Source organism: Serratia sp. 506_PEND, assembly GCF_001076875.1.
Classification (GTDB): domain Bacteria; phylum Pseudomonadota; class Gammaproteobacteria; order Enterobacterales; family Enterobacteriaceae; genus Serratia; species Serratia marcescens.
In genome coordinates this window covers 1-24,647 of sequence record NZ_JVEL01000563.1, presented here as the reverse complement: position 1 = coordinate 24,647, position 24,647 = coordinate 1, and the positions used below count along the sequence as shown (strand labels likewise).

The 24,647-nt window shown below is 59.0% G+C and carries 20 protein-coding genes, 1 pseudogene and 1 riboswitch; of the genes and pseudogenes, 10 read left to right on the top strand and 11 right to left on the bottom strand.

Annotated features, from left to right (window positions below):
* Window positions 1-413 precede the first annotated feature (413 nt).
* Complete coding sequence (gene purH / locus ADK28_RS25130) at window positions 414-2,003, top strand: bifunctional phosphoribosylaminoimidazolecarboxamide formyltransferase/IMP cyclohydrolase (RefSeq protein ID WP_089185200.1); 1,590 nt, start codon at window positions 414-416, stop codon at window positions 2,001-2,003.
* Between the two features lie 48 nt (window positions 2,004-2,051).
* Window positions 2,052-3,335: a phosphoribosylamine--glycine ligase gene (purD, locus tag ADK28_RS25125; protein WP_048796958.1), complete on the top strand. Its 1,284-nt coding sequence runs from the start codon at window positions 2,052-2,054 to the stop codon at window positions 3,333-3,335.
* A gap of 49 nt (window positions 3,336-3,384) precedes the next feature.
* Here purD and ADK28_RS25120 read toward each other — a convergent pair whose 3' ends face one another.
* The 6 genes from ADK28_RS25120 to nudC all read right to left on the bottom strand — a co-directional run bounded on the left by ADK28_RS25120 (window position 3,385) and on the right by nudC (window position 7,760).
* Window positions 3,385-4,056 carry a DUF1481 domain-containing protein gene (locus ADK28_RS25120; protein ID WP_028127643.1) on the bottom strand — a complete coding sequence of 224 codons (672 nt, stop codon included), beginning with the start codon at window positions 4,054-4,056 and terminating at the stop codon, window positions 3,385-3,387.
* A 36-nt stretch (window positions 4,057-4,092) separates the two neighbouring features.
* The gene (gene hupA, locus ADK28_RS25115; protein ID WP_004929874.1) at window positions 4,093-4,365 is read right to left on the bottom strand and encodes a nucleoid-associated protein HU-alpha; all 273 of its coding nucleotides are present in this window, start codon (window positions 4,363-4,365) and stop codon (window positions 4,093-4,095) included.
* Window positions 4,366-4,554: 189 nt separating this feature from the next.
* The gene (locus ADK28_RS25110) at window positions 4,555-5,145 is read right to left on the bottom strand and encodes a YjaG family protein (RefSeq protein ID WP_004929875.1); all 591 of its coding nucleotides are present in this window, start codon (window positions 5,143-5,145) and stop codon (window positions 4,555-4,557) included.
* A gap of 48 nt (window positions 5,146-5,193) precedes the next feature.
* Window positions 5,194-5,880, bottom strand: coding sequence for a deoxyribonuclease V (gene nfi, locus ADK28_RS25105; protein ID WP_016929417.1), 687 nt, complete (start codon window positions 5,878-5,880; stop codon window positions 5,194-5,196).
* Window positions 5,881-5,889: 9 nt separating this feature from the next.
* The gene (gene hemE / locus ADK28_RS25100) at window positions 5,890-6,954 is read right to left on the bottom strand and encodes a uroporphyrinogen decarboxylase (protein WP_048796957.1); all 1,065 of its coding nucleotides are present in this window, start codon (window positions 6,952-6,954) and stop codon (window positions 5,890-5,892) included.
* A gap of 38 nt (window positions 6,955-6,992) precedes the next feature.
* Window positions 6,993-7,760, bottom strand: a complete 768-nt coding sequence (gene nudC, locus ADK28_RS25095) for an NAD(+) diphosphatase (protein ID WP_028127642.1) — start codon at window positions 7,758-7,760, stop codon at window positions 6,993-6,995.
* Window positions 7,761-7,861: 101 nt separating this feature from the next.
* On the opposite strand from nudC, the gene ADK28_RS25090 reads away from it, so the two are divergent.
* The 8 genes and pseudogenes from ADK28_RS25090 (at window position 7,862) to ADK28_RS25055 (ending at window position 15,555) form a co-directional block, all read left to right on the top strand.
* Entirely contained in the window at window positions 7,862-8,365 is a 504-nt protein-coding gene (locus tag ADK28_RS25090) for an Rsd/AlgQ family anti-sigma factor (protein ID WP_016929420.1), read from the top strand.
* 39 nt (window positions 8,366-8,404) lie between these two features.
* Window positions 8,405-8,529, top strand: a riboswitch (TPP riboswitch).
* Between the two features lie 114 nt (window positions 8,530-8,643).
* Window positions 8,644-10,562 (top strand): annotated as a pseudogene (gene thiC / locus ADK28_RS25085) (phosphomethylpyrimidine synthase ThiC).
* Window positions 10,555-11,205: a thiamine phosphate synthase gene (gene thiE, locus ADK28_RS25080; protein ID WP_016929422.1), complete on the top strand. Its 651-nt coding sequence runs from the start codon at window positions 10,555-10,557 to the stop codon at window positions 11,203-11,205. The pseudogene thiC and the gene thiE overlap by 8 nt, the downstream one beginning before the upstream one ends.
* Complete coding sequence (locus tag ADK28_RS25075) at window positions 11,198-11,947, top strand: HesA/MoeB/ThiF family protein (protein ID WP_048796956.1); 750 nt, start codon at window positions 11,198-11,200, stop codon at window positions 11,945-11,947. The genes thiE and ADK28_RS25075 overlap by 8 nt, the downstream gene beginning before the upstream one ends.
* Window positions 11,944-12,144: a sulfur carrier protein ThiS gene (thiS, locus tag ADK28_RS25070; RefSeq protein ID WP_016929423.1), complete on the top strand. Its 201-nt coding sequence runs from the start codon at window positions 11,944-11,946 to the stop codon at window positions 12,142-12,144. Before ADK28_RS25075 ends, thiS begins: the two co-directional genes overlap by 4 nt.
* A 1-nt stretch (window position 12,145) precedes the next feature.
* On the top strand, window positions 12,146-12,925 hold the full coding sequence (locus ADK28_RS25065) for a thiazole synthase (protein ID WP_048796955.1): 780 nt from the start codon (window positions 12,146-12,148) through the stop codon (window positions 12,923-12,925).
* Window positions 12,925-14,058, top strand: a complete 1,134-nt coding sequence (thiH, locus tag ADK28_RS25060) for a 2-iminoacetate synthase ThiH (protein WP_048796954.1) — start codon at window positions 12,925-12,927, stop codon at window positions 14,056-14,058. Before ADK28_RS25065 ends, thiH begins: the two co-directional genes overlap by 1 nt.
* A gap of 717 nt (window positions 14,059-14,775) precedes the next feature.
* Entirely contained in the window at window positions 14,776-15,555 is a 780-nt protein-coding gene (locus tag ADK28_RS25055) for a helix-turn-helix domain-containing protein (RefSeq protein WP_033638963.1), read from the top strand.
* Here ADK28_RS25055 and ADK28_RS25050 read toward each other — a convergent pair.
* From ADK28_RS25050 to rpoB, 5 genes are all read right to left on the bottom strand, one after another.
* Window positions 15,541-16,815, bottom strand: coding sequence for a sensor histidine kinase (locus ADK28_RS25050; RefSeq protein ID WP_048796952.1), 1,275 nt, complete (start codon window positions 16,813-16,815; stop codon window positions 15,541-15,543). The two genes, ADK28_RS25055 and ADK28_RS25050, sit on opposite strands and share 15 nt — an antisense overlap.
* A gap of 1 nt (window position 16,816) precedes the next feature.
* Window positions 16,817-17,281: an oxidoreductase gene (locus tag ADK28_RS25045; RefSeq protein WP_033638966.1), complete on the bottom strand. Its 465-nt coding sequence runs from the start codon at window positions 17,279-17,281 to the stop codon at window positions 16,817-16,819.
* Entirely contained in the window at window positions 17,281-17,727 is a 447-nt protein-coding gene (locus ADK28_RS25040) for a GNAT family N-acetyltransferase (RefSeq protein ID WP_048796960.1), read from the bottom strand. The genes ADK28_RS25045 and ADK28_RS25040 overlap by 1 nt, the downstream gene beginning before the upstream one ends.
* A gap of 167 nt (window positions 17,728-17,894) precedes the next feature.
* A complete protein-coding gene (gene rpoC / locus ADK28_RS25035; RefSeq protein ID WP_004929899.1) occupies window positions 17,895-22,118 on the bottom strand; it encodes a DNA-directed RNA polymerase subunit beta' in 4,224 nt (1,407 codons plus the stop codon).
* Between the two features lie 118 nt (window positions 22,119-22,236).
* Window positions 22,237-24,647 (bottom strand): DNA-directed RNA polymerase subunit beta (gene rpoB, locus ADK28_RS25030; protein WP_048796951.1); only part of this gene is annotated, 2,411 nt, incomplete at its 5' end.

The following is a 24,647-nucleotide window of genomic DNA, read 5'->3' as shown; positions in this document are numbered from 1 at the left end:
CAGAGTCAACCCTAATTTTCAGGATTTTTTCTCTGCGACCCCCGGATACTCTGTGAAGTTGTTCACATGTTCCGTGTCGATGGAGGCGCATTATAGGGAGTTCCTCGCAGGCCGCAACAGGTATTTTCAGCAAAAACGATCGTTCGCTGCATTCCACAGCAAAACCCCGCCTTATACCCACTTGCACACAGTGTTATCCACAGATGCGATTTGCACGGAAAATTTACGAGCGCCACGCAAACGTTTTCGCTACAATTCCCCGCGACGAAACGATCCCCCTTTTTATGGGGGCGCTACCTGAATATGTGCCTGACCCTCCCTTTATAAGGCAAAAAACCCTTCCTTATAGAGAGAATGAGGTGGACATTCACGTAACGCTCTTTAATTGCGACTCAAAGCCAAGGGATAAAACCATGCAACAACCTCGTCCAATCCGCCGGGCCCTGCTCAGCGTGTCTGACAAAACCGGTATCGTTGAATTCGCCGAAGCGCTTTCCCAGCGCGGCGTTGAACTGCTCTCCACCGGCGGCACCGCTCGTCTGCTGGCAGACGCCGGTCTGCCCGTTACCGAAGTTTCCGACTACACCGGCTTCCCGGAGATGATGGACGGACGAGTTAAGACCCTGCACCCGAAAGTCCACGGCGGCATTCTCGGCCGCCGCGGCCAGGACGACGCCGTCATGAATCAGCATGACATCCAGCCTATCGACATGGTGGTCGTCAATCTGTACCCGTTCGCCCAAACCGTGGCGCGCCCGGATTGCTCGCTGGAAGACGCGGTTGAAAATATCGATATCGGCGGCCCGACCATGGTGCGCTCCGCCGCCAAGAACCATAAAGACGTCGCCATCGTCGTGAAGAGCAGCGACTACGCCGCCATCATTACCGAGATGGACAACAACGACGGCTCGCTGCGCTATGCCACCCGCTTCGATCTCGCCATCAAAGCCTTCGAGCACACCGCCGCCTACGACAGCATGATCGCCAACTACTTCGGCGCGCTGGTGCCGGCGTACCACGGCGAGACCGAGCAACCGTCCGGCCGCTTCCCGCGTACCCTGAACCTCAACTACATCAAGAAGCAGGATATGCGCTACGGTGAGAACAGCCACCAGCAGGCCGCCTTCTATATAGAGGAAGAGGTGAAGGAAGCGTCCGTCGCAACCGCCGAGCAGCTGCAGGGCAAAGCGCTGTCCTATAACAACATCGCCGATACCGACGCCGCGCTGGAATGCGTGAAAGAGTTCGCCGAACCGGCCTGCGTGATCGTCAAGCACGCCAACCCTTGCGGCGTGGCGATCGGCGACGACATTCTGGCCGCCTACGAGCGCGCTTACCAAACCGACCCGACCTCCGCCTTCGGCGGCATCATCGCCTTTAACCGCGAGCTGGACGCCGCCACCGCGCAGGCGATCATCAGCCGCCAATTCGTGGAAGTGATCATCGCGCCAAACGTCACCCAGGAAGCGCGCTCCCTGCTGGCCGCCAAACAGAACGTGCGCGTGCTGGCCTGCGGCCAGTGGCAGCAACGCGTGGCGGGGCTGGACTTCAAGCGCGTCAACGGCGGCCTGCTGGTGCAGGATCGCGATCTGGGCATGGTAACCGCCGCCGATCTGCGCGTGGTATCCGAGCGCCAGCCGACCGAGCAGGAACTGCGTGATGCGCTGTTCTGCTGGAAAGTGGCCAAGTTCGTGAAATCCAACGCCATCGTTTATGCGCGTGACAACATGACCATCGGCATAGGCGCCGGCCAGATGAGCCGCGTTTACTCCGCCAAGATCGCCGGCATCAAAGCGGGCGACGAAGGGCTGGAAGTGAAAGGCTCCGCCATGGCCTCCGACGCCTTCTTCCCGTTCCGCGACGGCATCGATGCCGCCGCGGCGGTTGGCATCACCTGCGTGATCCAGCCTGGCGGCTCAATCCGCGACGACGAAGTGATCGCCGCCGCCAACGAACACGGCATCGCGATGATCTTCACCGACATGCGTCACTTCCGCCATTAATTCCTTTTGCCGCGTGCGCTCCGGCGCACGCCATTCGTGGAGCCCCTGATGAACATTTTGATTATCGGCAACGGCGGGCGCGAACACGCGCTGGCCTGGAAAGCCGCCCAGTCTCCGCTGGCGGACAAAGTCTACGTCGCGCCGGGTAATGCCGGCACCGCGCTGGAAGCCAATCTGGAAAACGTGGCGATCGCCGCCACCGACATCCCCGCCCTGGTCGCGTTCGCCCAGAGCCATGACATCGGTCTGACCATCGTTGGGCCGGAAGCGCCGCTGGTGATCGGCGTGGTCGACGCCTTCCAGGCCGCCGGTCTGAAAATCTTCGGCCCATCACAGGCCGCCGCGCAGCTCGAAGGCTCCAAAGCCTTCACCAAAGATTTCCTGGCGCGCCACCGCATCCCGACCGCCGAATATGAAAACTTCACCGAGGTGGAGCCGGCGCTGGCCTATGTGCGCCGCAAAGGCTCGCCGATCGTCATCAAGGCTGATGGCCTGGCGGCCGGTAAAGGCGTGATCGTCGCGATGACGCTGCAGGAAGCGGAAGAAGCCGTGCGTGACATGCTAGCCGGCAACGCCTTCGGCGACGCCGGTCATCGCATCGTAGTGGAAGAGTTCCTCGACGGCGAAGAAGCCAGCTTCATCGTGATGGTCGATGGCGAAAACGTGGTGCCGATGGCCACCAGCCAGGACCACAAGCGCGTCGGCGACGGCGATACCGGCCCGAACACCGGCGGCATGGGGGCCTACTCTCCGGCGCCGGTCGTGACCGACGAAATCCACCAGCGCGCCATGGACCAGGTGATCTGGCCGACGGTGCGCGGCATGGCGGCGGAAGGCAATACCTACGTCGGCTTCCTGTACGCCGGCCTGATGATCTCCGCCGACGGCCAGCCGAAGGTGATCGAATTCAACTGCCGTTTTGGCGATCCGGAAACTCAGCCGATCATGCTGCGCCTGCGCTCCGATCTGGTGGAGCTGTGCCTGGCGGGTGCCGAAGGCCGTCTGAATGAGAAAAGCTCTGACTGGGACGAACGCCCTGCGCTCGGCGTGGTGCTGGCAGCCGGCGGTTATCCGGGCGACTATCGCAACGGTGAGGTTATCCAGGGGCTACCGCAGCAGGAAAACGCCGACGGTAAGGTCTTCCACGCCGGTACGCGCCTGCAGGGCGATGACGTCGTCACCAGCGGCGGCCGCGTGCTGTGCGTGACGGCGCTGGGCGACACCGTGGCGCAGGCGCAGCAACGCGCTTATCAGCTGGCGGAAGGCATCCAGTGGCCGGGCAGCTTCTGTCGCAAAGATATCGGTTATCGCGCGATTGCGCGCGGCAAATAATTTGACCTTTCATGGTCATGACAAGAGGCTCCGCAGCGCGGGGCCTTTTTTATAGTTGGTCTTCTTTCGGTTCCCAGCTGCAGAAATCGTCGTTCGCCACCAGCAGCAGTTCGCTGCCTTCAGGCGCTTCCAGCCAGGCGACGCTCACCGGCCGGCTGCTGCTGCGGGCACGCTTCTCGATCCAGACGATGGAGGCGGCATCCAGTCCCGGTTTCATGCTTTGGCCGTCGCAGGTTTGCACCTCGCCCTGCATCCAACGCCCCTGCAGCAATTTCACCTTGCCGGCGCGCAGCGCATTGCTCACTTCGAGGATCCGTCGCGCCTGATATTGATACAGGGCAATTTCATCGCGGGTCAGCGGTTCGCGGCGTGTCGCCAGTTGGCGCTGCATAAAGCTCACCGTGCCGTCGTCGGCAAAGCGCAGCTGAATGGAATCTCGATCGCCGTCGGCGTCGTTACGTTTGATTTGGCGCAGCACGTCGCCCTGATAGGTGTACAGCGTGGTAATGGTGCCCGGGCCGCGGTAAGGGCTGTAGACGCTGACCAACACTTGCGGACGATGTTGCTCATCGTCTTTACGCCACAGACGTATCACGCCCTGATCGGCCACGAAGCCGCTGGCGGTAAAACTGGGGATATCGGAATGGAAACTGCAGGCGCTCAGGCCGACGGCGATGCCAACGGCCATGAGCGCCCGACGAGTAAACAAAAGGGGCGCCATCGCCCCCCTGTTTAATCTTTTCACCGAGGCGCGGTCTTATTTAACGGCGTCTTTCAGTGCTTTGCCAGAAACGAACGCAGGCACGTTGGCTGCTGCGATTTTGATTTCTTTGCCAGTCTGTGGGTTGCGGCCAGTGCGCTCGCTACGATGGTTTACTTTGAAAGTACCGAAGCCAACCAATTGTACTGCATCACCTTCTTTCAGAGACTCAGTAATTGCAGCCAGGGTGGATTCCAGAGCCAGTTTAGCTTGTGCTTTGGAAAGGTCAGCCTTGTCCGCGATTACATCAATCAGTTGAGTCTTGTTCATAAGTTATCCTTACAGTGTGTTTATCGTTTGCAAAGCATCGAGTGCGACGGATATGCCGATTGACAGCACTCTCCTGCATACACGCACCGATAGCCACTTTTTTTACGCCCCCCAAATGTAGACCAGACAGGGTGCGGATGTGAAGCCTTAAGGCATGACAAATCAGGCGTTAAATCACGTTTTGTTGCCTTATTGCGCTAAATTTATCCCGATGTTGCTGACCCCCGCCTCCCGCAGGTCGGATCGCAGCCCCTTGATCAGGTCTATGTCGCGCTCTTCACAGGCGTCCAACAGGCGGAAAATTTCCCATTGAATGTCCCATTCTTCCTCTACCGCAGGCAAACTTTCCAACTCTTCGTCGGTCATTTCCTTACCGGCTTGGGTCATTTCCAACATCGCCACGGTGCGAATCGATGTTTCGCTGATGGCGATGGCGTGCTCCAGCGTCTCCCCGCCGAGCCGCGAATGGATCAGTTCCCCTAATGCGATACAGGCATCAATTGCCGGGTAAACGCCGTAAAGATCGTAATCTTCCGCCGACGGAATCGCCTCTTCCAACTTCTCGAGCTGGCTGTCGAAGTTGACCTTGGCGTCCTTCACCACCAGCGTTTCCCACACCAAATCCAGAATACGGCGATAAACCGCCGGATCGCCGAACTCGGTCTGTTTGCAGAACATCTGGTAATTCGGGTACATACGCTCGCACAAACTGGCCATAAAGGTCAAATGTTGCCAGCCCTCGAGCCGTTCCAGACGTAAATGAATCGGGTTACGTAGCATGCTTTACTCTCTTACGCGTTATCTGCGGCGCAGTGTACCCGAAATCGCTCATGGCGACACCTCCGGATGCTGCTGCAACCACCGCTGAAACGCCGGACGGCGCGAAGCGATGGCGTCGGCCCAACGGGTCGGCTCCGGCAAACGGTAGCCCGCCATGCAGCGCTGCACCCACGCCAGCGCGCTGTCGGCGCCCACGCGGTGACCGGTAGAGATGAACAGCGGGTTGCAACGCGCCTTGCTGCGCCATACCCAACCCAGCTGTTCTCCCTTATCTTCCAACGGCGCCAGCGCGCCGACGGCGGCGTCCAGCGGCGCGAATTTGCCGCACAGGCGCTTCTTGGCCACGCCGATGGTCGGCACATCGACCAGCAGGCCGAAATGGCTGGCGACGCCAAGGCGCCGCGGATGTGAAACGCCGTGGCCATCAACGAAGATCAGCCCCGGTTTTTGCCGCAGCTGCGCCCAGGCGGCCAGCAGCGCCGGGTATTCGCGAAACGACAGGAAACCCGGGATATAAGGCATGACGGTAGCGATGCGCGCCACCTGATACTCCACCAGCTCCAGCGACGGATAGCGCAGGATGGCGATGGCGGCGCGCGTCACCGCGCCCTCTTGCTCGAAGCCCACATCGGCGCCGGCGATGAACGCCGGCGGTTCGGCCGGCAGATCGTCGTAGCGAATGACTTCAGCGGCGCGCCGCAGCTGTTCGGCGCGCAGAGCCGCCATATCGGTCACATCGGATCCTTAACGGTGGTATTTCGCCGACTGCGCGTGTACCGCCTCGACGAAGGCCCCGGCGTGCTCCGGTGGCACATCCTGATGGATGCCGTGGCCCAGGTTGAACACATGACCGTTGCCGTGGCCGAAACCGGCCAGAATGGTCTCCACTTCGTCCGCGATGCGCGCCGGAGAAGCATAAAGCATCGACGGATCCATATTGCCCTGCAGCGCCACTTTGTCGCCCACGCGCCGACGCGCGTCGGCGATATCGGTGCTCCAGTCCAGCCCCAGCGCATCGCAGCCGGTGGCGGCCATCGCCTCCAACCACTGCCCACCGCCTTTGGTAAACAGCGTCACCGGCACGCGGCGGCCGTCATTTTCACGCAGCAGGCCATCGACGATCTTGTGCATGTAGTGCAACGAGAACTCGCGGTAATCGCGCCCGGTCAGCACGCCGCCCCAGGTGTCGAACACCATCACCGACTGCGCGCCGGCCTTGATCTGGGCATTGAGATACAGGATCACGCTGTCCGCCAGCTTGTCCAGCAACAGGTGCAGCGTGGCCGGTTCGGCATACATCATCTTCTTCAGCTTGGTGAAGGCCTTGCTGCTGCCGCCCTCAACCATATAGGTAGCCAGCGTCCACGGGCTGCCGGAGAAGCCGATCAGCGGCACTTCGCCCTTCAGCTCGCGGCGAATGGTGCGCACCGCGTTCATCACATAGCCCAGCTCCACTTCCGGATCGAACACCGGCAGTTTGTCGACGTCGGCGCGGCAGGTGACGGGGGAGCTGAAACGCGGGCCTTCGCCGGCTTCAAAGTACAGGCCGAGCCCCATGGCGTCGGGAATGGTGAGAATATCGGAGAACAGGATGGCGGCGTCCAGCGCATAGCGGCGCAGCGGCTGCAGCGTAACCTCACAGGCCAGCTCCGCGTTCTTGCACAGCGACATGAAATCACCGGCCTGGGCGCGAGTCGCCTTGTACTCCGGTAAATAACGACCGGCCTGGCGCATCATCCATACGGGGGTCACATCCACCGGCTGGCGCAACAGCGCGCGCAGGTAACGATCGTTCTTCAACTCAGTCATTTATGGGGCTCCCTTAATAATCTGCCGGCCATTGTACATTATTCTGCCCGGCACAGCGCCACGGTGTCCTCAATCAACCGGCGCGCCACGGTGCCGGGCGGCGGCAACAGCGGCAGTTGGTCGTAACGATACCAGCCGGCATTGAGCAGCTCCTTGGGATCGTGACGAATCTCACCCTGGTGGTAATCGGCCATAAAGGCCATCATCAGCGAGTGCGGAAACGGCCAGGGTTGTGACGTGACGTAGCGCAGGTTCTTGATTTCAATATTGCTCTCTTCCATCACTTCGCGCGCCACCGCTTGCTCCAGCGTTTCGCCCACTTCGACGAAGCCGGCCAGCACCGTGTGAATGCCGCCGCGATGGCGCACGTGCTGCGCCAGCAGGATCTGATCCTCGCGCCGAATGGCGACGATCACGCAGGGCGCGATCTGCGGGTAGTAGCGTTCTTTGCAATGGCCGCACAGGCAGGCGCTTTCGGTGCGGCTGAGGTGCATCTCATGGCCGCAGTAGCCGCAATAGCGATGGGAGCGGTAGAAGTCCGCCAGCTGCACGCCGCGCCCGGCCAGCTGGAACAGACCGCGATCCTGATCCAACAGCTGACGCACCGACCCCATCTCCCGCGGCATCGCCTGGCGCACCAGCCAGACCGGCGCGCCCTCCCACTCACCGATGACGCGCGCCATATGGCCCTGCAGCCCGAGGGCGGCGGCAGTCCCCGACGGCAATTCACCGTTCGGTAACCAAAGTTTGCTTTCATGGCTGACGATCCACCAGCCGTTTTCATTGCCCGTTAATGCAAGTTCCATATCGTTGTTGCACAACCTCAGCTTCACTGGCACTCTACAAATCGGCTTTGTTACATTTTAATAACTTACCGGTTACTTTTGTTACTTACACGGAGTCAAACATGCTCAACCGTTTGGAAAGGCTGACTCAGCGCGTTGGCGGTAGTAATGAATTAGTTGATCAATGGCTTCAGGCCCGCAAGCAGTTGCTGGTCGCCTACTGCACGCTGGTAGGCCTCAAACCGAATAAAGAAAAGCATACGCCGCTGAATGAAAAAGCGCTGGAGAACTTTTGCCACAACCTGGTGGATTACCTCTCCGCAGGGCATTTTCATATCTATGACAGAATTATCAAACAAGTGGAAGGCGCAGCCAGTCCGAAAATGTCGCTGGCGGTGAACATCTACCCCAAGCTGTGGGCCAATACCGAACAGATCATGGCGTTCCACGATCGCTATACCGAAGTGGATATCGATCAGGAAGTTTGTCTGGAATTCCACCAGGCCTTGTCGGATATCGGCGAAACGCTGGCGGCGCGCTTTGCGCTGGAAGATAAGCTGATCCAACTGGAAGCGGAAGCCGCGCAGCAACCGCTGCCGGACCAGACACTGGATCCGGCGCGTTAAAATTTTATAGTTTTTTTTCTTATCCCTCCTATACTGGGGGGCATCTTGTCGGAGTGCCTAGCGCCTGATTTGTTCATCGAATCAGCCAGGCTGAGACCGTTAATTCGGGATCCGCGGAACCTGATCGGGTTAATACCCGCGAAGGGAACAAGAGTAATCTATCGCCACAGGCACGGCCTTCCCCTTGCGGGCGCCCTGCCTTATCGGCCACCATCATTACTCCCTCCGAGCTCCAGACAAGCAACTTTCCCAACCCAACACACTGGTAGGAACTTGCTATGTCTAACGTTAATCCACCGCGCGCCCGTAAAGCGCAACGCGAAGCCGCCCAGCAGTTTATCGACACGCTGCAAGGCACGGCTTTCCCAAACTCACGCCGCATCTACCTGCAGGGCTCGCGCCGCGATATCCAGGTGCCGATGCGCGAAATTCAGCTCAGTCCGACCCTGGTCGGCGGCAGCAAAGATAGCCCGCAGTATGAACCCAACGAGGCGATCCCGGTATATGACACCGCCGGCCCCTACGGCGATCCGCAGGCCAAGCTCGATGTGCACGCCGGCCTGGCCAAACTGCGTGCCGGCTGGATCGACGCGCGCGGCGATACTGCGACCCTGAGCGGCGCCAGCTCCGGCTTCACCCAGCAGCGGCTGGCGGACGAGGGGCTGGATCACCTGCGCTTCGAGCATCTGCCGCTGCCGCGCAAAGCGCTGCCGGGCAAGCGTGTGACCCAGCTGCACTATGCCCGCGCCGGCATCGTCACCCCAGAGATGGAGTTTATCGCCATCCGTGAAAACATGGGGCGCGAGCGCATTCGCGGCGAGGTGCTGCGCCACCAGCATCCGGGCCAAAGCTGGGGCGCCAACCTGCCGGACAACATCACGCCGGAGTTCGTGCGCCAGGAAGTGGCCGCCGGCCGCGCCATTATTCCCGCCAACATCAACCATCCGGAGGCGGAGCCGATGATCATCGGCCGCAATTTCCTGGTGAAGGTGAACGCCAATATCGGCAACTCGGCGGTCACCTCGTCGATCGAAGAAGAGGTGGAGAAGCTGGTGTGGTCCACCCGCTGGGGCGCGGACACCGTGATGGATCTCTCCACCGGCCGCTATATTCACGAAACCCGCGAGTGGATCCTGCGCAACAGCCCGGTGCCCATCGGCACCGTGCCGATCTACCAGGCGCTGGAGAAGGTCAACGGCGTGGCAGAAAACCTCACCTGGGAGATGTTCCGCGATACGCTGCTGGAACAGGCTGAACAAGGGGTCGATTACTTCACCATCCACGCCGGCGTGCTGCTGCGCTACGTGCCGATGACCGCCAAACGCCTGACCGGCATCGTGTCGCGCGGCGGCTCGATCATGGCCAAATGGTGTCTGTCGCACCATCAGGAAAACTTCCTCTATCAGCATTTCCGCGAAATCTGCGAGATCTGCGCCGCCTACGACGTTTCGCTGTCGCTCGGCGACGGCCTGCGCCCCGGCTCGATTCAGGACGCCAACGACGAGGCCCAGTTTGCAGAGCTGCATACGCTGGGCGAGCTGACCAAAATCGCCTGGGAATACGACGTGCAGGTGATGATCGAAGGCCCGGGCCACGTGCCGATGCAGATGATCCGCCGCAACATGACCGAAGAGCTGGAACACTGCCACGAAGCGCCGTTCTACACCCTCGGCCCGCTGACCACCGATATCGCCCCGGGCTATGACCATTTCACTTCCGGCATCGGCGCGNCATGCTGTGTTACGTCACGCCGAAAGAGCACCTCGGCCTGCCGAACAAAGAAGACGTCAAACAGGGCCTGATCACCTACAAGATCGCCGCTCACGCCGCCGATCTGGCCAAAGGCCATCCGGGCGCGCAGATCCGCGATAACGCCATGTCCAAGGCGCGTTTCGAATTCCGCTGGGAAGATCAGTTCAATCTGGCGCTCGATCCGGCCACCGCGCGCGCCTATCACGACGAAACCCTGCCGCAGGAATCCGGCAAGGTCGCCCACTTCTGCTCGATGTGCGGGCCGAAATTCTGCTCGATGAAGATTTCGCAGGAGGTGCGCGACTACGCCGCCGCCCAGGAGGTCGCCAAGCCGATCGAAGTGCAACTGACCGGCATGGAGAAAATGTCCGCCGAGTTCCGCGCCCGCGGCAGCGAGCTGTATCACAGCGCCGGCACGCTGCAAGAGGAGACAAGCAATGACTGATATCACGACCCCCTTCCCGGCGACGCCCTACAAACTGGGGCTCTACCCGGTCGTCGACAGCGTGGAATGGATCGCTCGCCTGCTTGAGGCCGGCGTCACCACCATCCAGCTGCGCATCAAGGATTTGCCTGACGAGCAGGTCGAAGAGGATATCGCCGCCGCCATCGCGCTGGGCCAGCGTTATCAGGCGCGGCTGTTCATCAACGACTACTGGCGGCTGGCGATCAAGCACGGCGCCTACGGCGTGCATCTGGGCCAGGAAGATCTTGATACCACCGATCTGGCTGCCATTCACCGCGCCGGGTTGCGGCTCGGCGTGTCCACCCATGACGACGCCGAACTGGCGCGCGCGCTGGCGGTGAAACCGTCCTACATCGCGCTGGGGCACATCTTCCCCACCCAAACCAAAGACATGCCTTCGGCGCCGCAGGGGCTGACGGAGTTGAAACGCCACATCGCCGGCCTGGCGGATTATCCGACGGTGGCGATCGGCGGGATCAGTATCGATCGCGTACCGGCGGTGCTGGCGTGCGGCGTCGGCAGCGTCGCGGTGGTCAGCGCCATCACCCAGGCGCCGGACTGGCGCGCGGCGACGGCCGAGCTGCTGCGGCTGATCGAAGGCGAGGATCCGAACGATGCTTAACGATCAGGAATTCCTGCGCTACAGCCGCCAACTGCTGCTGGAGGACGTCGGCCCGGAAGGCCAGGAGAAACTCAAGCGCGCCACGGTGCTGATCGTCGGTTTGGGCGGGCTCGGCTCCCCGGCTTCGTTGTACCTGGCCGCCGCCGGCGTCGGCACGCTGCTGTTGGCCGACGACGACCAGCTGCACGTCACCAACCTGCAGCGGCAAATCCTCTACCGCAGCGCCGATACCGCCACCGGTAAGGCGGCGCTGGCGCAACGCCATCTGCAGGCGCTGAACCCATTGGTGGAATCCATCCCGTTGGCGCAGCGGCTGCAAGGGCAAGCGCTGCGCGACGCGGTCACCCGCGCCGATTTGGTGCTGGACTGCTGCGACAATATGGCGACCCGCCATGAGGTCAACGCCGCCTGCATCGCCGCCGCCAAGCCGCTGATCAGCGGCAGCGCGGTCGGCTTCAGCGGCCAGCTGCTGGTGCTCGAGCCGCCCTATGCGCACGGCTGTTACGCCTGCCTGTACCCGGAGCAGGAAGAGCCGCAGCGCAACTGCCGCACCGCCGGGGTACTCGGCCCGGTGGTCGGCGTGATCGGCACTCTGCAAGCGCTGGAGGCCATCAAGATGCTGGCCGGCATGCCTTCCTCCCTCAGCGGGAAACTGCGGCTGTTCGACGGCAAGCGGCAGAGTTGGAGCACGCTGCAACTGAGCCAGGCCCGCGCCTGCCCGGTATGCGGAGGCGCGGCATGAAGATCCGTCTTAACGATCAGCCGCTGGAGCTGGCGCAGCCGCTCAGCGTCGCCGCCCTGCTGACCCAGCTGGAACGCCACCAGCCGGGCACCGCGCTGGCGATAAACCAAACCATCATCCCGCGCGCCGACTGGGCCGACCACCAGGTGCAGGACGGTGACGATATTTTACTGTTTCAAGCGATCGCCGGAGGCTGACATGCTGAAAATCGCCGATACCACTTTTACCTCGCGCCTGTTCACCGGCACCGGCAAGTTCGCCACCCCGGCATTGATGCTGGAGGCGCTGGCGGCCTCCGGTTCACAGCTGGTGACCATGGCCATGAAGCGCGTCGATCTGCGCGGCGGCAACGACGCCATTTTGGCGCCGCTGCAGCAGTTGGGCGTCAGGCTGTTGCCCAACACCTCCGGCGCCAAAACCGCCGCCGAAGCGGTGTTCGCCGCCCGGCTGGCGCGTGAAGCGCTCGGCACCCGCTGGGTAAAGCTGGAGATCCATCCCGATGTGAAATACCTGCTGCCTGATCCGATAGAAACGCTGAAGGCGGCGGAAACGCTGGTGAAAGACGGTTTTGTCGTGCTGCCCTATTGCGGCGCCGATCCGGTGCTGTGTAAACGGCTGGAAGAAGCGGGCTGCGCGGCGGTGATGCCGCTCGGCGCCCCTATCGGCTCCAACCGCGGTCTGCGCACCCGCGACTTCCTCGAGATCATCATCGAACAGGCCAAAGTGCCGGTGGTGGTCGACGCCGGCATCGGCGCGCCGAGCCACGCGCTGGAAGCGATGGAGCTGGGCGCCGACGCGGTGTTGGTGAATACCGCCATCGCCGTGGCGCGCGAACCGGTGCAAATGGCGCGGGCGTTTCGTCAGGCGCTGGAGGCCGGCGAACTGGCGCGCAACGCCGGACTGGGCGCCAGCCAGCGCGGGGCGGTCGCCTCCAGCCCGCTGACCGCCTTCCTCAGCCTGCCAGAGGAGGCGCAGTGATGGGCGACGATTTCAGTAGCCGCTGGCAACAGCTGGATTGGGACGATATTACGCTGCGCATCAACGGCAAAACCGCGCGCGACGTGGAACGCGCGTTGAACGCCGACAAGCTGACGCGCGACGACTTTATGGCGCTGATCTCCCCCGCCGCCGCGCCGTATCTGGAACCGCTGGCGCAGCGCGCGCAGCAGCTGACCCGTCAGCGGTTCGGCAACGTCGTTAGCTTCTATGTGCCGCTGTACCTCTCTAACCTGTGCGCCAACGACTGCACCTACTGCGGCTTTTCGATGAGCAACCGCATCAAGCGCAAAACGCTGGATGCGGCGGAGATCGCACGCGAGTGCGAAGCCATCAAGGCGCTGGGGTTCGAACACCTGTTGCTGGTCACCGGCGAGCATCAGACCAAGGTCGGCATGAACTATTTCCGCCGGCACATTCCGGCGATCCGCAGCCACTTCAGCTCGCTGATGATGGAAGTGCAGCCGCTGGCGCAGGACGAGTACGCCGAGCTGAAAACGCTGGGCCTGGACGGCGTGCTGGTGTACCAGGAAACCTACCATCCGGCCACCTATCTGCAGCATCACCTGCGCGGCCAGAAGCAGGATTTCCATTGGCGCCTGGCCACACCGGATCGCCTGGGGCGCGCCGGGATCGACAAGATCGGCCTCGGCGCGTTGATCGGCCTCTCCAACAGCTGGCGCACCGACTGTTACCTGCTGGCGGAACATCTGTTCTACCTGCAGCAAACTTACTGGCAGAGCCGCTACTCGATCTCGTTCCCGCGTCTGCGCCCCTGCGCCGGCGGCATTGAACCGGCGTCGATCATGAGCGAGCCTCAACTGGTGCAGCTGATCTGCGCCTTCCGGCTGTTCGCGCCGGACGTTGAGCTGTCACTGTCTACGCGTGAGTCGCCGTACTTCCGCGATCATATGATCCCGGTGGCGATCAACAGCGTCAGCGCCGGCTCCAAGACGCAGCCCGGCGGCTATGCCGATGACGTGCCGCCGGAGCTGGAACAGTTCGAACCGCACGACGGCCGCACGCCGCAGCAGGTCGCCGAGGCCATCAGCAACGCCGGGCTGCAGCCGGTGTGGAAAGACTGGGACGGTTATCTGGGACGCGGTGCGCAATAAGCGGCAACGTTTGCCGCCGCGTGAAGAAAACGCTGGAGCGGCCGCGCAATGCTGAACGCCGATGCTGGCGTCGACAAGCCCCCCGCTTATAGTGACCTTGCCGACCGCCAAATCCGGAGTCGGCCGGGGCCGTCTCCCTCTCGATAGCCCCGCCTTATCCCATCCCGGATCGCGCAGAGACTCTCTGCGCGACTCCGGTTCCTCCTTGGATTTGCGCCGGCGGGGCATGCGGACAGGCCGTTTTGGCGACTCGGCTGACAGGAGCAACTGCGTTCTGCAATAACTCAGAGTGAGATTCAAAGGGCGACGGTTACAACAGAAAGTGGAGAGCGTGGAAAAAGAAGGCACTGCAAAGAAGATGCGCGACAAGAGAAGCTTGAAGGATAATCCCCGGCGCTGCCAATGGCCCTGGTGCTGGCCGCGGATCTTTTTGCCGCCTGCTCCCTGCTTACGGACAAGAGCAGGCGGTTTATTTTGTGAGACTGGCACCCCCCCAGGACGCGAATCACACAGTATGTGCGCTAATTAACCACATAAACGGCGAAATGTGAATGTCTTTTGAGTGTTTTTTTATTCAGTATCGAGTGTGTTTTGAGTTTGCCAAGGAAAATCAAACTGATATCACCGCAATACCCGAGGCTTCATCTATAATCCAGCACGGGTCCTCAAACAGGTTTTTCAACGCTCGCGGTTAACATCAAAAAAGCCAAGGTTGTCATGAAGAAAACGCCAAATTACATCGATGCAATCAGCGCGTTGCTCACTCTGAAAGGAGTTGGCGACAGAAAACATGCCTCCACGATGGCCAACATACTGAACCTTCAGTACAACAGCGCCAAACAGAAGCTGGATGGCAAAAGGGGCATCACCCTCGATGAAGTCAAAAAGGTTTTCCAGTATTTCAACGAGCCGTTTGCCGGCCAACGGACACATAACGGCGTGTTTATCATGAACAGCATTCACAAGCGCTGCAACATTGAGGTCGACGAGCGCCCGGTCACGCAAGCGGACAACGGCGAAACTTACGCCTACAAAAAGGACGATCTTTTCATCATCAACACCAACCGGGAACATGCCGCCGATGCCCCGCTGTACAAAGTCAACAAGATAGACTTTCTGCCGGCCCCGCGTATCGCGATCCTGGACAATGACAGTGATATTCTCGAACTGTTGAAGAAGATCGCCAGCCGCTACGGCATCGAAACGGAGACCTTTCAGACGGCGGACGCCATGCTGGCCGCGCTGGAGCAGCAGTCCTTTGAGGCGTTTATTTTGGACTGGCTGTTGGACTTCGGCGAGACTTCCGAACGCGTCGTGAAGAAAATTAAAGACGCCCTCGATCCGCACGCCCGCATCATCATTCTGACCGGCCAGCTGAATCACTACGAGAAAAACATCGGCGATATGATCCTGCACTATGACGTGCACCTGGTGGAAAAACCGACCAAGCCGCTGATTATCTCCTCGCTGTTGCTGTCGAACCTATTCTTTAATTAGTTTGATCGGGATGCGGATCAAAAACGATGAGCCAACCCCTTCGACGGATTTGACCTTGATGGCGCCTTTCATCGTCGTGACGTAATTTTTGATAATGGTCAGCCCCAGCCCCAACCCCTGCCGCGTTTCCCTTTCCAGCCCCTGATTGAACGCCTTATATAACCGATCCAGATTATCGACGTTAAACCCGATGCCGGTGTCTTTTACCCGCAAATACAGATTGCCGTGACACACCTTCACATTGAGGAGGATCGCGCCGTGGTGGGTAAATTTGTCCGCGTTGCTGAGCAGGTTGGCCAATATTCGGTAGAGCTTGTATTTATCAGAACCAATCAGGCCGGCATAAGACGAACGGTGGATCACGAGCCGATTGCCTCGCCCGGCGCCGATGCCGGTTACGGCATCCTCCACCACCTCATTCAGCCGGAAGGTGGAAATATTGATTTTAACTTCTCCCATCTCAAGCCGAGAATAATCCATCACCTCGCGCGTTTGTTCGGCGATCTTGTTGCCGTGATAGGAGATCAGGCGGGCTTCTTTTTTCAACTCTTCCTGCGCTAGCTCGTGTTCCATGATATCCGCGGCAATGACGATGGCCTGGGTCGAGCCGGCGATTTCGTGGTAGATGGAAGAGATAAAGATGTTCTTGTTCTTGATGATCTCTTTCAACGAGAAGGCATTTCTCAGCACCAGGAACATCATCAGGAACACCAAAATCAGCGAAAAGAGGGCGAACATCTCGGCTTTACTCGAGTTGTCCTGGATGATGCCTTTCACTTCGGTAAAGTTTTTAATCTGTATCCGATAAATAATTTCCTGGATATCGACCAGCGTGCCCTCGATATCATCCATATAAGAGAGAATGTCCGCCTTGTTTTTCTGCCCCACCAGCAAGCCGGCAGAAAGATCGTCCAACGTGCGATACTGCCGCTTCAGCAGCGCAACATTTTTGATGAACTCGTCGTCGTAATAAAAAGAGTCGCTGAAGGTCGAACGGCTCTCCAGGATCTGAATCTTCGAGTAGAAGATTTTCTTTTTGATCTGGAAGGCGTCGTAATCGTTGTTTTCACTGAGCAACAGCGCGGTTTTGGTCCTTTCAAACGCCAGAAACAGGATCTCGGCCACCGAGTAGTTGTCCAGGTTGGGCTCGATCTGCTTATAGCGCTCTTTTACGCCGCCGAAGTTAATGGCAATCAACAAAATCAATAAGGAGAAGATGGCAACCAACGCGATAAGAGTACCGATCAGTTTTTTGCTCATCTTATTTCAGCTCCAACCTTTTAACTTGCCAGACGGTTTTCGCATTCACATCCAGGTTATTCAGCTCAGCATAGCCATCGCGCGGATAAATAATGGCGAACGGCCCCAGCTCACCAACGTCGATCGGCTTGCCGCCGCGCTGGTAGGCGACGATCACACGGTATTTAATCATCTCGTCAATCGGCATCGAATAAGAGTAATCATCCCAGGCGAAAGCGCGCACCGACTGGCCTTTCAGGTGATAGGCTTTCACTAACTCCGCAAACTCAACGCCGGTGAACATATCTTCCGGGGTGAAATTGGTCGAGGTTTTAATCGTGTGCTGCGGCATCGCCTCCAGCATCTGCCGGGTTATCTTGATCTTCTCGCCATCGAGCGGTTTCAGGTAAAAATAGTCAACGGCCGCATACAGCGGCGTGCTGAACAGCGAAAGCAGCAGTAACGTCATCAATCCTTTGATTGTCATTATTCACCCTCTTTACGTTTTACCAGTTCGGCCTGGCCGAACTCATCCTGCCCGACCACGGCCCAGCCGTGATGTTGATAAAAGCCTTCGGCTTTGGAGCCGGGATCGGTGGTTAAGTGGATCGCTTCGGCGCCGCGCTCAAACATCCAGGCGGTGACCCGCGCCAACAAGGCGGAGCCGATCCCCTTCGACTGGTATTCCGGCTTCACGAACAGGCCGCCGATCAGCGGCTCAGGGATGAATAACCCGAAGCCAACGCCGGCATAGTCGTCGCCATGCTTGCAGATCCAGCCGCCGCCCTGGTTGATGTCCTCCAGCGCCTGCCTGCGCTGCAGATACTGGATCTGATGCGGGTGCAGCAGGTTTTCTTCAACGGAAAAGCGGATCTCATACAGGTAAGGCAGGTGTCGCGCCGTCAATTTTTCGAAGGTAATGAGGCTGTCCATGTTCGCACTGTCCTTGGTTGTCTGGTAAAAAACGCCGGTCAATTTCTGCTGTAACCATAGTAGCAAAGTTTGCTCGGCCCCGGCATGAGGCGAAAAAAAACCGCCCCCGAGGGAGCGGTTTATCTGGCGATGGGCCCGGCATGCCGGGCCCGCGGCGCGGATGACGATTACTCGTCGTCGCTGCCGCCCAGGCCTGCATTGAGCAGCTCGGCCAGGTTAGCCGTCGCTTCTTCCGCGCTGACTTGCGGAACAACCGGCGCTTCACCCTGAGCACGGCGACGCATGCGATCCTGATGATAAGCGTAACCGGTACCGGCTGGGATCAGACGGCCCACGATGACGTTCTCTTTCAGGCCACGCAGTTCATCACGCTTGCCGGCTACGGCAGCTTCGGTCAGAACGCGCGTCGTTTCCTGGAACGATGCGGCGGAGATGAAGGACTCGGTCGCCAAGGAAGCCTTGGTGATACCCAGCAGATCGCGCGAGAAGGTTGCCGCGATTTTACCTTCAGCTTCCAGCTGACGGTTGGCAATCTTGACGCGAGACACTTCAGCCTGCTCGCCTTCCAGGAACTCGGAGCCACCAGCGCTAACGATGGTGCCTTTACGCAGCATCTGACGAACGATAACTTCGATGTGCTTATCGTTAATCTTAACGCCTTGCAGACGGTAAACTTCCTGCACTTCGTTGGTGATGTAGCGGGTAACCGCATGCACGCCACGCAGACGCAGAATGTCGTGCGGAGACTCTGGGCCGTCGGAAACGACGTCACCACGTTCCACCACTTCGCCTTCGAACACGTTGAGCTGACGCCATTTCGGAATCATCTCTTCGTAAGCGTCGCTGCCGTCCAGCGGAGAGATCACCAGGCGACGTTTGCCTTTGGTCTCTTTACCGAACGAGATAATCCCGCTGATTTCAGCCAGGATTGCCGGCTCTTTCGGACGACGCGCTTCGAACAGGTCGGCAACGCGCGGCAGACCACCGGTAATATCCTTGGTACCGCCGGATTCCTGAGGAATACGCGCCAGGGTATCACCCGCACCGATCTGAATGCCATCTTCCAGCTGAACGATCGCTTTGCCCGGCAGGAAGTATTGAGCAGGCATATCAGTACCTGGGATCAATACGTCTTCGCCCTGAGCGTCAACGATTTTCAGTGCCGGACGCAGGTCTTTACCGCTACCGGTACGCTCTGCGCTGTCCAGAACAACCAGAGAAGACAAACCGGTCAGTTCGTCGGTCTGACGAGTAATCGTCTGGCCGTCAACCATGTCCGCGAAGCGAATGAAGCCGCTGACTTCACTGATGACCGGCATGGTGTGCGGATCCCAGTTAGCGACGGTTTCGCCGCCATTAACTTCTTCACCGTCGCCTTTGCCCATCACGGCGCCGTAAGGCACCTTGTAGCTTTCTTTGGTACGGCCGAATTCGTCGATCAGTTTCAGTTCGGTGTTACGCGAGGTGATCACCAGCTTGCCTGCGGCGTTCATAACGAACTTCGCGTTGCTCAGCTTGATGCTACCCTTGTTTTTCACCTGAATGCTGGATTCAGCAGCCGCACGAGATGCCGCACCACCGATGTGGAACGTACGCATCGTCAGCTGTGTACCCGGCTCACCGATGGACTGTGCCGCGATAACGCCGATGGCTTCGCCTTTGTTGATGATGTGGCCACGTGCCAGGTCGCGACCATAGCAGTTTGCACACACACCAAAGTCGGTTTCACAGCTCACCACGGAACGGACTTTAACGCTGTCGACAGAGTTCTCTTCCAACAGGTCACACGCCTTCTCGTTCAGCAGGGTGTTGCGTGGCACCAGAATGTCCGCCGTACCCGGCTTGAGGACGTCTTCTGCCGTCACACGGCCCAGAACGCGTTCACGCAGCGGCTCTTTCACGTCGCCACCTTCGATAACCGGAGTCATCAGGATGCCGTCGTGGGTGCCACAGTCGTCTTCGGTCACCACCAGATCCTGCGCCACGTCAACCAGACGACGGGTCAGATAACCGGAGTTCGCGGTTTTCAGTGCGGTATCCGCCAGACCTTTACGAGCACCGTGGGTGGAGATGAAGTACTGGAGTACGTTCAGACCTTCACGGAAGTTCGCGGTGATTGGCGTTTCGATGATGGAGCCGTCCGGCTTCGCCATCAGACCACGCATACCGGCCAGCTGACGAATCTGAGCGGCGGAACCACGCGCACCGGAGTCGGCCATCATGAAGATGCTGTTGAAGGAAACTTGCTGTTCCACTTCGCCGTCACGGTTAACCACGTCTTCTACCGACAGGTTTTCCATCATCGCTTTAGCAACGCGTTCGTTCGCTGCAGCCCAGATATCGATCACTTTGTTGTAGCGTTCGCCGGCGGTAACCAGACCAGACTGGAACTGCTCCTGGATCTCGGCAACTTCGGTTTCCGCTTCTTCGATGATCTCCGCTTTCTTGGCCGGGATAACCATGTCGTCGATGCCTACGGAAGCGCCGGAACGGGCTGCGTAAGCAAAACCGGTGTACATGATCTGGTCAGCAAAGATAACGGTCGGCTTCAGGCCCAGGATGCGGTAACAGGTGTTCAGCATCTTGGAGATCGCTTTCTTGCCCAAAGGCTGGTTAACGATCGCGTACGGCAGACCTTTCGGTACGATCATCCACAGGATGGCGCGGCCGATGGTGGTGTCGATGATGCTGGTCTGAGAAGTCCACTCGCCTTCGGCGTTTTTGACGTCTTCGGTGATACGCACTTTAACGCGCGCATGCAGAGACGCCAGGCCGGCGCGGTAAACGCGCTCAGCTTCTTTGGAACCGTTCAGCACCATGCCTTCGCCCTTGGCGTTAACACAGTCGCGGGTCATGTAGTACAGACCCAGTACAACGTCCTGAGAAGGAACGATGATTGGCTCGCCGTTCGCTGGGGACAGGATGTTGTTGGTGGACATCATCAGCGCACGCGCTTCCAGCTGGGCTTCCAGCGTCAGCGGCACGTGAACGGCCATCTGGTCACCATCGAAGTCGGCGTTGTATGCCGCACAAACCAGCGGGTGCAGCTGGATCGCTTTACCTTCGATCAGAACCGGTTCAAACGCCTGGATACCCAAACGGTGCAGGGTTGGTGCACGGTTCAGCAGTACCGGGTGTTCGCGGATCACTTCGTCCAGGATATCCCAAACGACGGCTTCTTCACGCTCAACCATTTTCTTGGCGGCTTTGATGGTGGTGGCCAGGCCACGCAGCTCCAACTTGCCGTAGATGAACGGTTTGAACAGCTCCAGCGCCATCTTTTTAGGCAGACCGCACTGATGCAGACGCAGGTATGGACCTACGGTGATTACGGAACGGCCAGAGTAGTCAACGCGTTTACCAAGCAGGTTCTGACGGAAACGACCCTGCTTACCTTTGATCATGTCGGCCAAAGATTTCAGAGGACGTTTGTTGGAACCGGTGATCGCACGACCGCGACGGCCGTTATCCAGCAGGGCGTCTACCGCTTCTTGCAGCATACGCTTTTCGTTGCGCACGATGATGTCCGGCGCAGCCAGATCCAGCAGGCGTTTCAGACGGTTGTTACGGTTGATCACGCGGCGATACAGATCGTTCAGATCCGACGTCGCGAAACGGCCGCCATCCAGCGGAACCAGTGGACGCAGATCCGGCGGCAGTACCGGCAGCACGGTCAGGATCATCCACTCCGGCTTGTTGCCGGACTGTACGAACGCTTCCAGCAGCTTGATACGCTTGGTCAGCTTCTTGCGCTTGGTTTCGGAGTTGGTTTCGTTCAGCTCTTCACGCAGCTGCTCGCACTCGGCTTCCAGATCCATGTTTTTCAACAGGGCCTGAATAGCTTCCGCACCCATCTTGGCGTCGAATTCGTCACCGAACTCTTCCAGCGCGTCCAGATACTGCTCTTCGGTCAGGATCTGACGACGCTCGAGGTTGGTCATACCGCCTTCGACCACCACATAGGATTCGAAGTACAGTACGCGTTCGATGTCACGCAGCGGCATATCCAGCAGCAAACCGATGCGGGATGGCAGCGATTTCAGGAACCAGATGTGCGCAGTCGGGGAAGCCAGTTCGATGTGGCCCATGCGCTCACGACGCACTTTGGTCTGGGTCACTTCAACGCCGCACTTCTCACAGATCACGCCGCGGTGTTTCAAGCGCTTGTACTTACCGCACAGGCACTCGTAATCTTTTACCGGCCCGAAGATACGGGCGCAGAAAAGGCCGTCACGCTCTGGTTTGAACGTACGGTAGTTAATGGTTTCCGGCTTCTTAACTTCACCGAACGACCACGAACGGATCATGTCTGGCGAGGCCAGAGCAATCTTGATCGCATCAAACTCTTCGGTCTTAGTTTGCGCTTTCAGAAACTTCAATAAGTCTTTCACGGATTGGCTCCTGTCGGAGTTAAACCTGTTGGGCACCCACAACCGCAGTAGGTGCCCGTGTGACCTGAACAACCACCCTCAGGCTCCCTTAGGCGGGGAGCCTGAGCCGGAATGACGATTACTCGTCTTCCAGTTCGATGTTGATGCCGAGCGAGCGGATTTCTTTCAACAGTACGTTGAAGGACTCCGGCATGCCTGGCTCCATCCGGTGATCGCCATCCACGATGTTTTTGTACATCTTGGTACGGCCGTTAACGTCATCCGACTTAACGGTGAGCATTTCCTGCAGGGTATAAGCCGCGCCGTATGCTTCCAGTGCCCACACTTCCATCTCACCGAAGCGTTGACCACCGAACTGCGCTTTACCACCCAGAGGCTGCTGAGTAACCAAGCTGTAAGAACCGGTTGAACGGGCGTGCATTTTATCGTCAACCAAGTGGTTCAGTTTCAGCATGTACATATAGCCGACAGTAACCTGGCGCTCGAATTGCTCACCGGTACGGCCATCGAACAGCGTGATCTGACCGGAGGTCGGGATACCGCCCATTTCCAGCAGCTTCTTGATTTCAGTCTCTTTCGCACCGTCAAACACCGGCGTTGCGATCGGCATACCTTTTTTCAGGTTCTCTGCCAGACGCAGCACTTCGTCGTCGCTGAAGGTGTTCAGGTCAACTTTCTGGCAAACGTCGTCGCCCAGATCGTAGGCCTTCTGGATGAACTCACGCAGCTTGGCCACTTCCTGCTGCTGCTTCAGCATCTGGTTGATCTTCTCACCGATGCCTTTCGCAGCCATACCCAGGTGGGTTTCCAGGATCTGACCGATGTTCATACGTGATGGTACGCCCAGCGGGTTCAGTACGATGTCTACCGGCGTGCCGTTTTCATCGTAAGGCATATCTTCGATCGGGTTGATCTTGGAGATAACACCCTTGTTACCGTGGCGGCCCGCCATCTTGTCACCCGGTTGGATCTGACGTTTAACGGCCAGATAAACCTTGACGATTTTCAGTACGCCCGGCGCCAGATCGTCGCCCTGAGTGATCTTACGACGCTTGGCTTCCAGCTTCTTCTCGAAGTCGGATTTCAGTTCGTCGTACTGCTCAGCCAGCTGCTCCAGCTGGTTTTGCTTCTCTTCGTCGGTCAGGCCCAGTTCCAGCCAGCGATCGCGCGGCAGCTTGCTCAGCTTGTCGGCTTCGATGCCACCGGCAACCAGCACCGCGTGGATACGCGCAAACAGGCCGGCTTCCAGGATCTGCAGTTCTTCAGTCAGGTCTTTCTTCGCCTGCTTCAGCTGCATCTCTTCGATTTCCAACGCGCGCTTGTCTTTTTCCACGCCATCGCGGGTGAAGACCTGCACGTCGATAACCGTACCGGAAACGCCGTTCGGCACACGCAGAGAAGAGTCTTTAACGTCAGACGCTTTCTCACCGAAGATCGCACGCAGCAGTTTCTCTTCCGGCGTCAGCTGGGTTTCGCCTTTAGGCGTTACCTTACCGACCAGAATGTCGCCGCCGGTCACTTCAGCACCGATATACACGATACCGGATTCATCCAGCTTGGAGAGCGCCGCTTCACCCACGTTAGGGATGTCGGCGGTGATCTCTTCAGGCCCCAGCTTGGTGTCGCGAGACACGCACGCCAGTTCCTGGATGTGGATGGTGGTGAAGCGATCTTCCTGCACCACGCGCTCGGAGACCAAGATGGAGTCTTCGAAGTTGTAGCCGTTCCAAGGCATGAACGCTACGCGCATGTTCTGGCCCAGCGCCAGTTCGCCCAGATCTGTCGATGGGCCATCCGCCAGCACGTCGCCGCGCTCGATTGGCTCACCCAGATTCACACACGGCATCTGGTTGATGCAGGTGTTCTGGTTAGAACGGGTGTACTTGGTCAGGTTGTAAATATCGATACCTGCTTCGCCCGGGTACATCTCGTCTTCGTTAACTTTGATAACGATACGGGAAGCATCCACGTACTGGATCACACCGCCGCGTTTGGCAACGGCGGTTACGCCGGAGTCAACCGCTACAGCGCGTTCCATACCGGTACCGACCAGCGGCTTGTCAGCGCGCAGGGTTGGTACGGCCTGACGTTGCATGTTCGCACCCATCAATGCACGGTTGGCGTCATCGTGTTCCAGGAATGGAATCAGTGAAGCACCAACGGAAACGACCTGCTGGGTGGATACGTCCATGTAGTCAACCTGGTCGCGGCTGAACAGGCTTGATTCGCCTTTGCTACGACAGGTGACCAGGTCTTCTACGAAGCGGCCTTCTTCATCCAGGTTGGAGTTAGCCTGGGCGATAACGAAGTTGCCTTCTTCAATAGCAGACAGATAGTTGATTTCATCGGTCACCACGCCGTCACGCACGCGGCGGTACGGGGTTTCCAGGAAGCCATACTCGTTAGTCTGTGCGTACACGGACAGGGAGTTGATCAGACCGATGTTTGGACCTTCCGGCGTTTCGATTGGGCACACGCGGCCGTAGTGGGTCGGGTGTACGTCTCGAACTTCAAAGCCGGCGCGCTCAC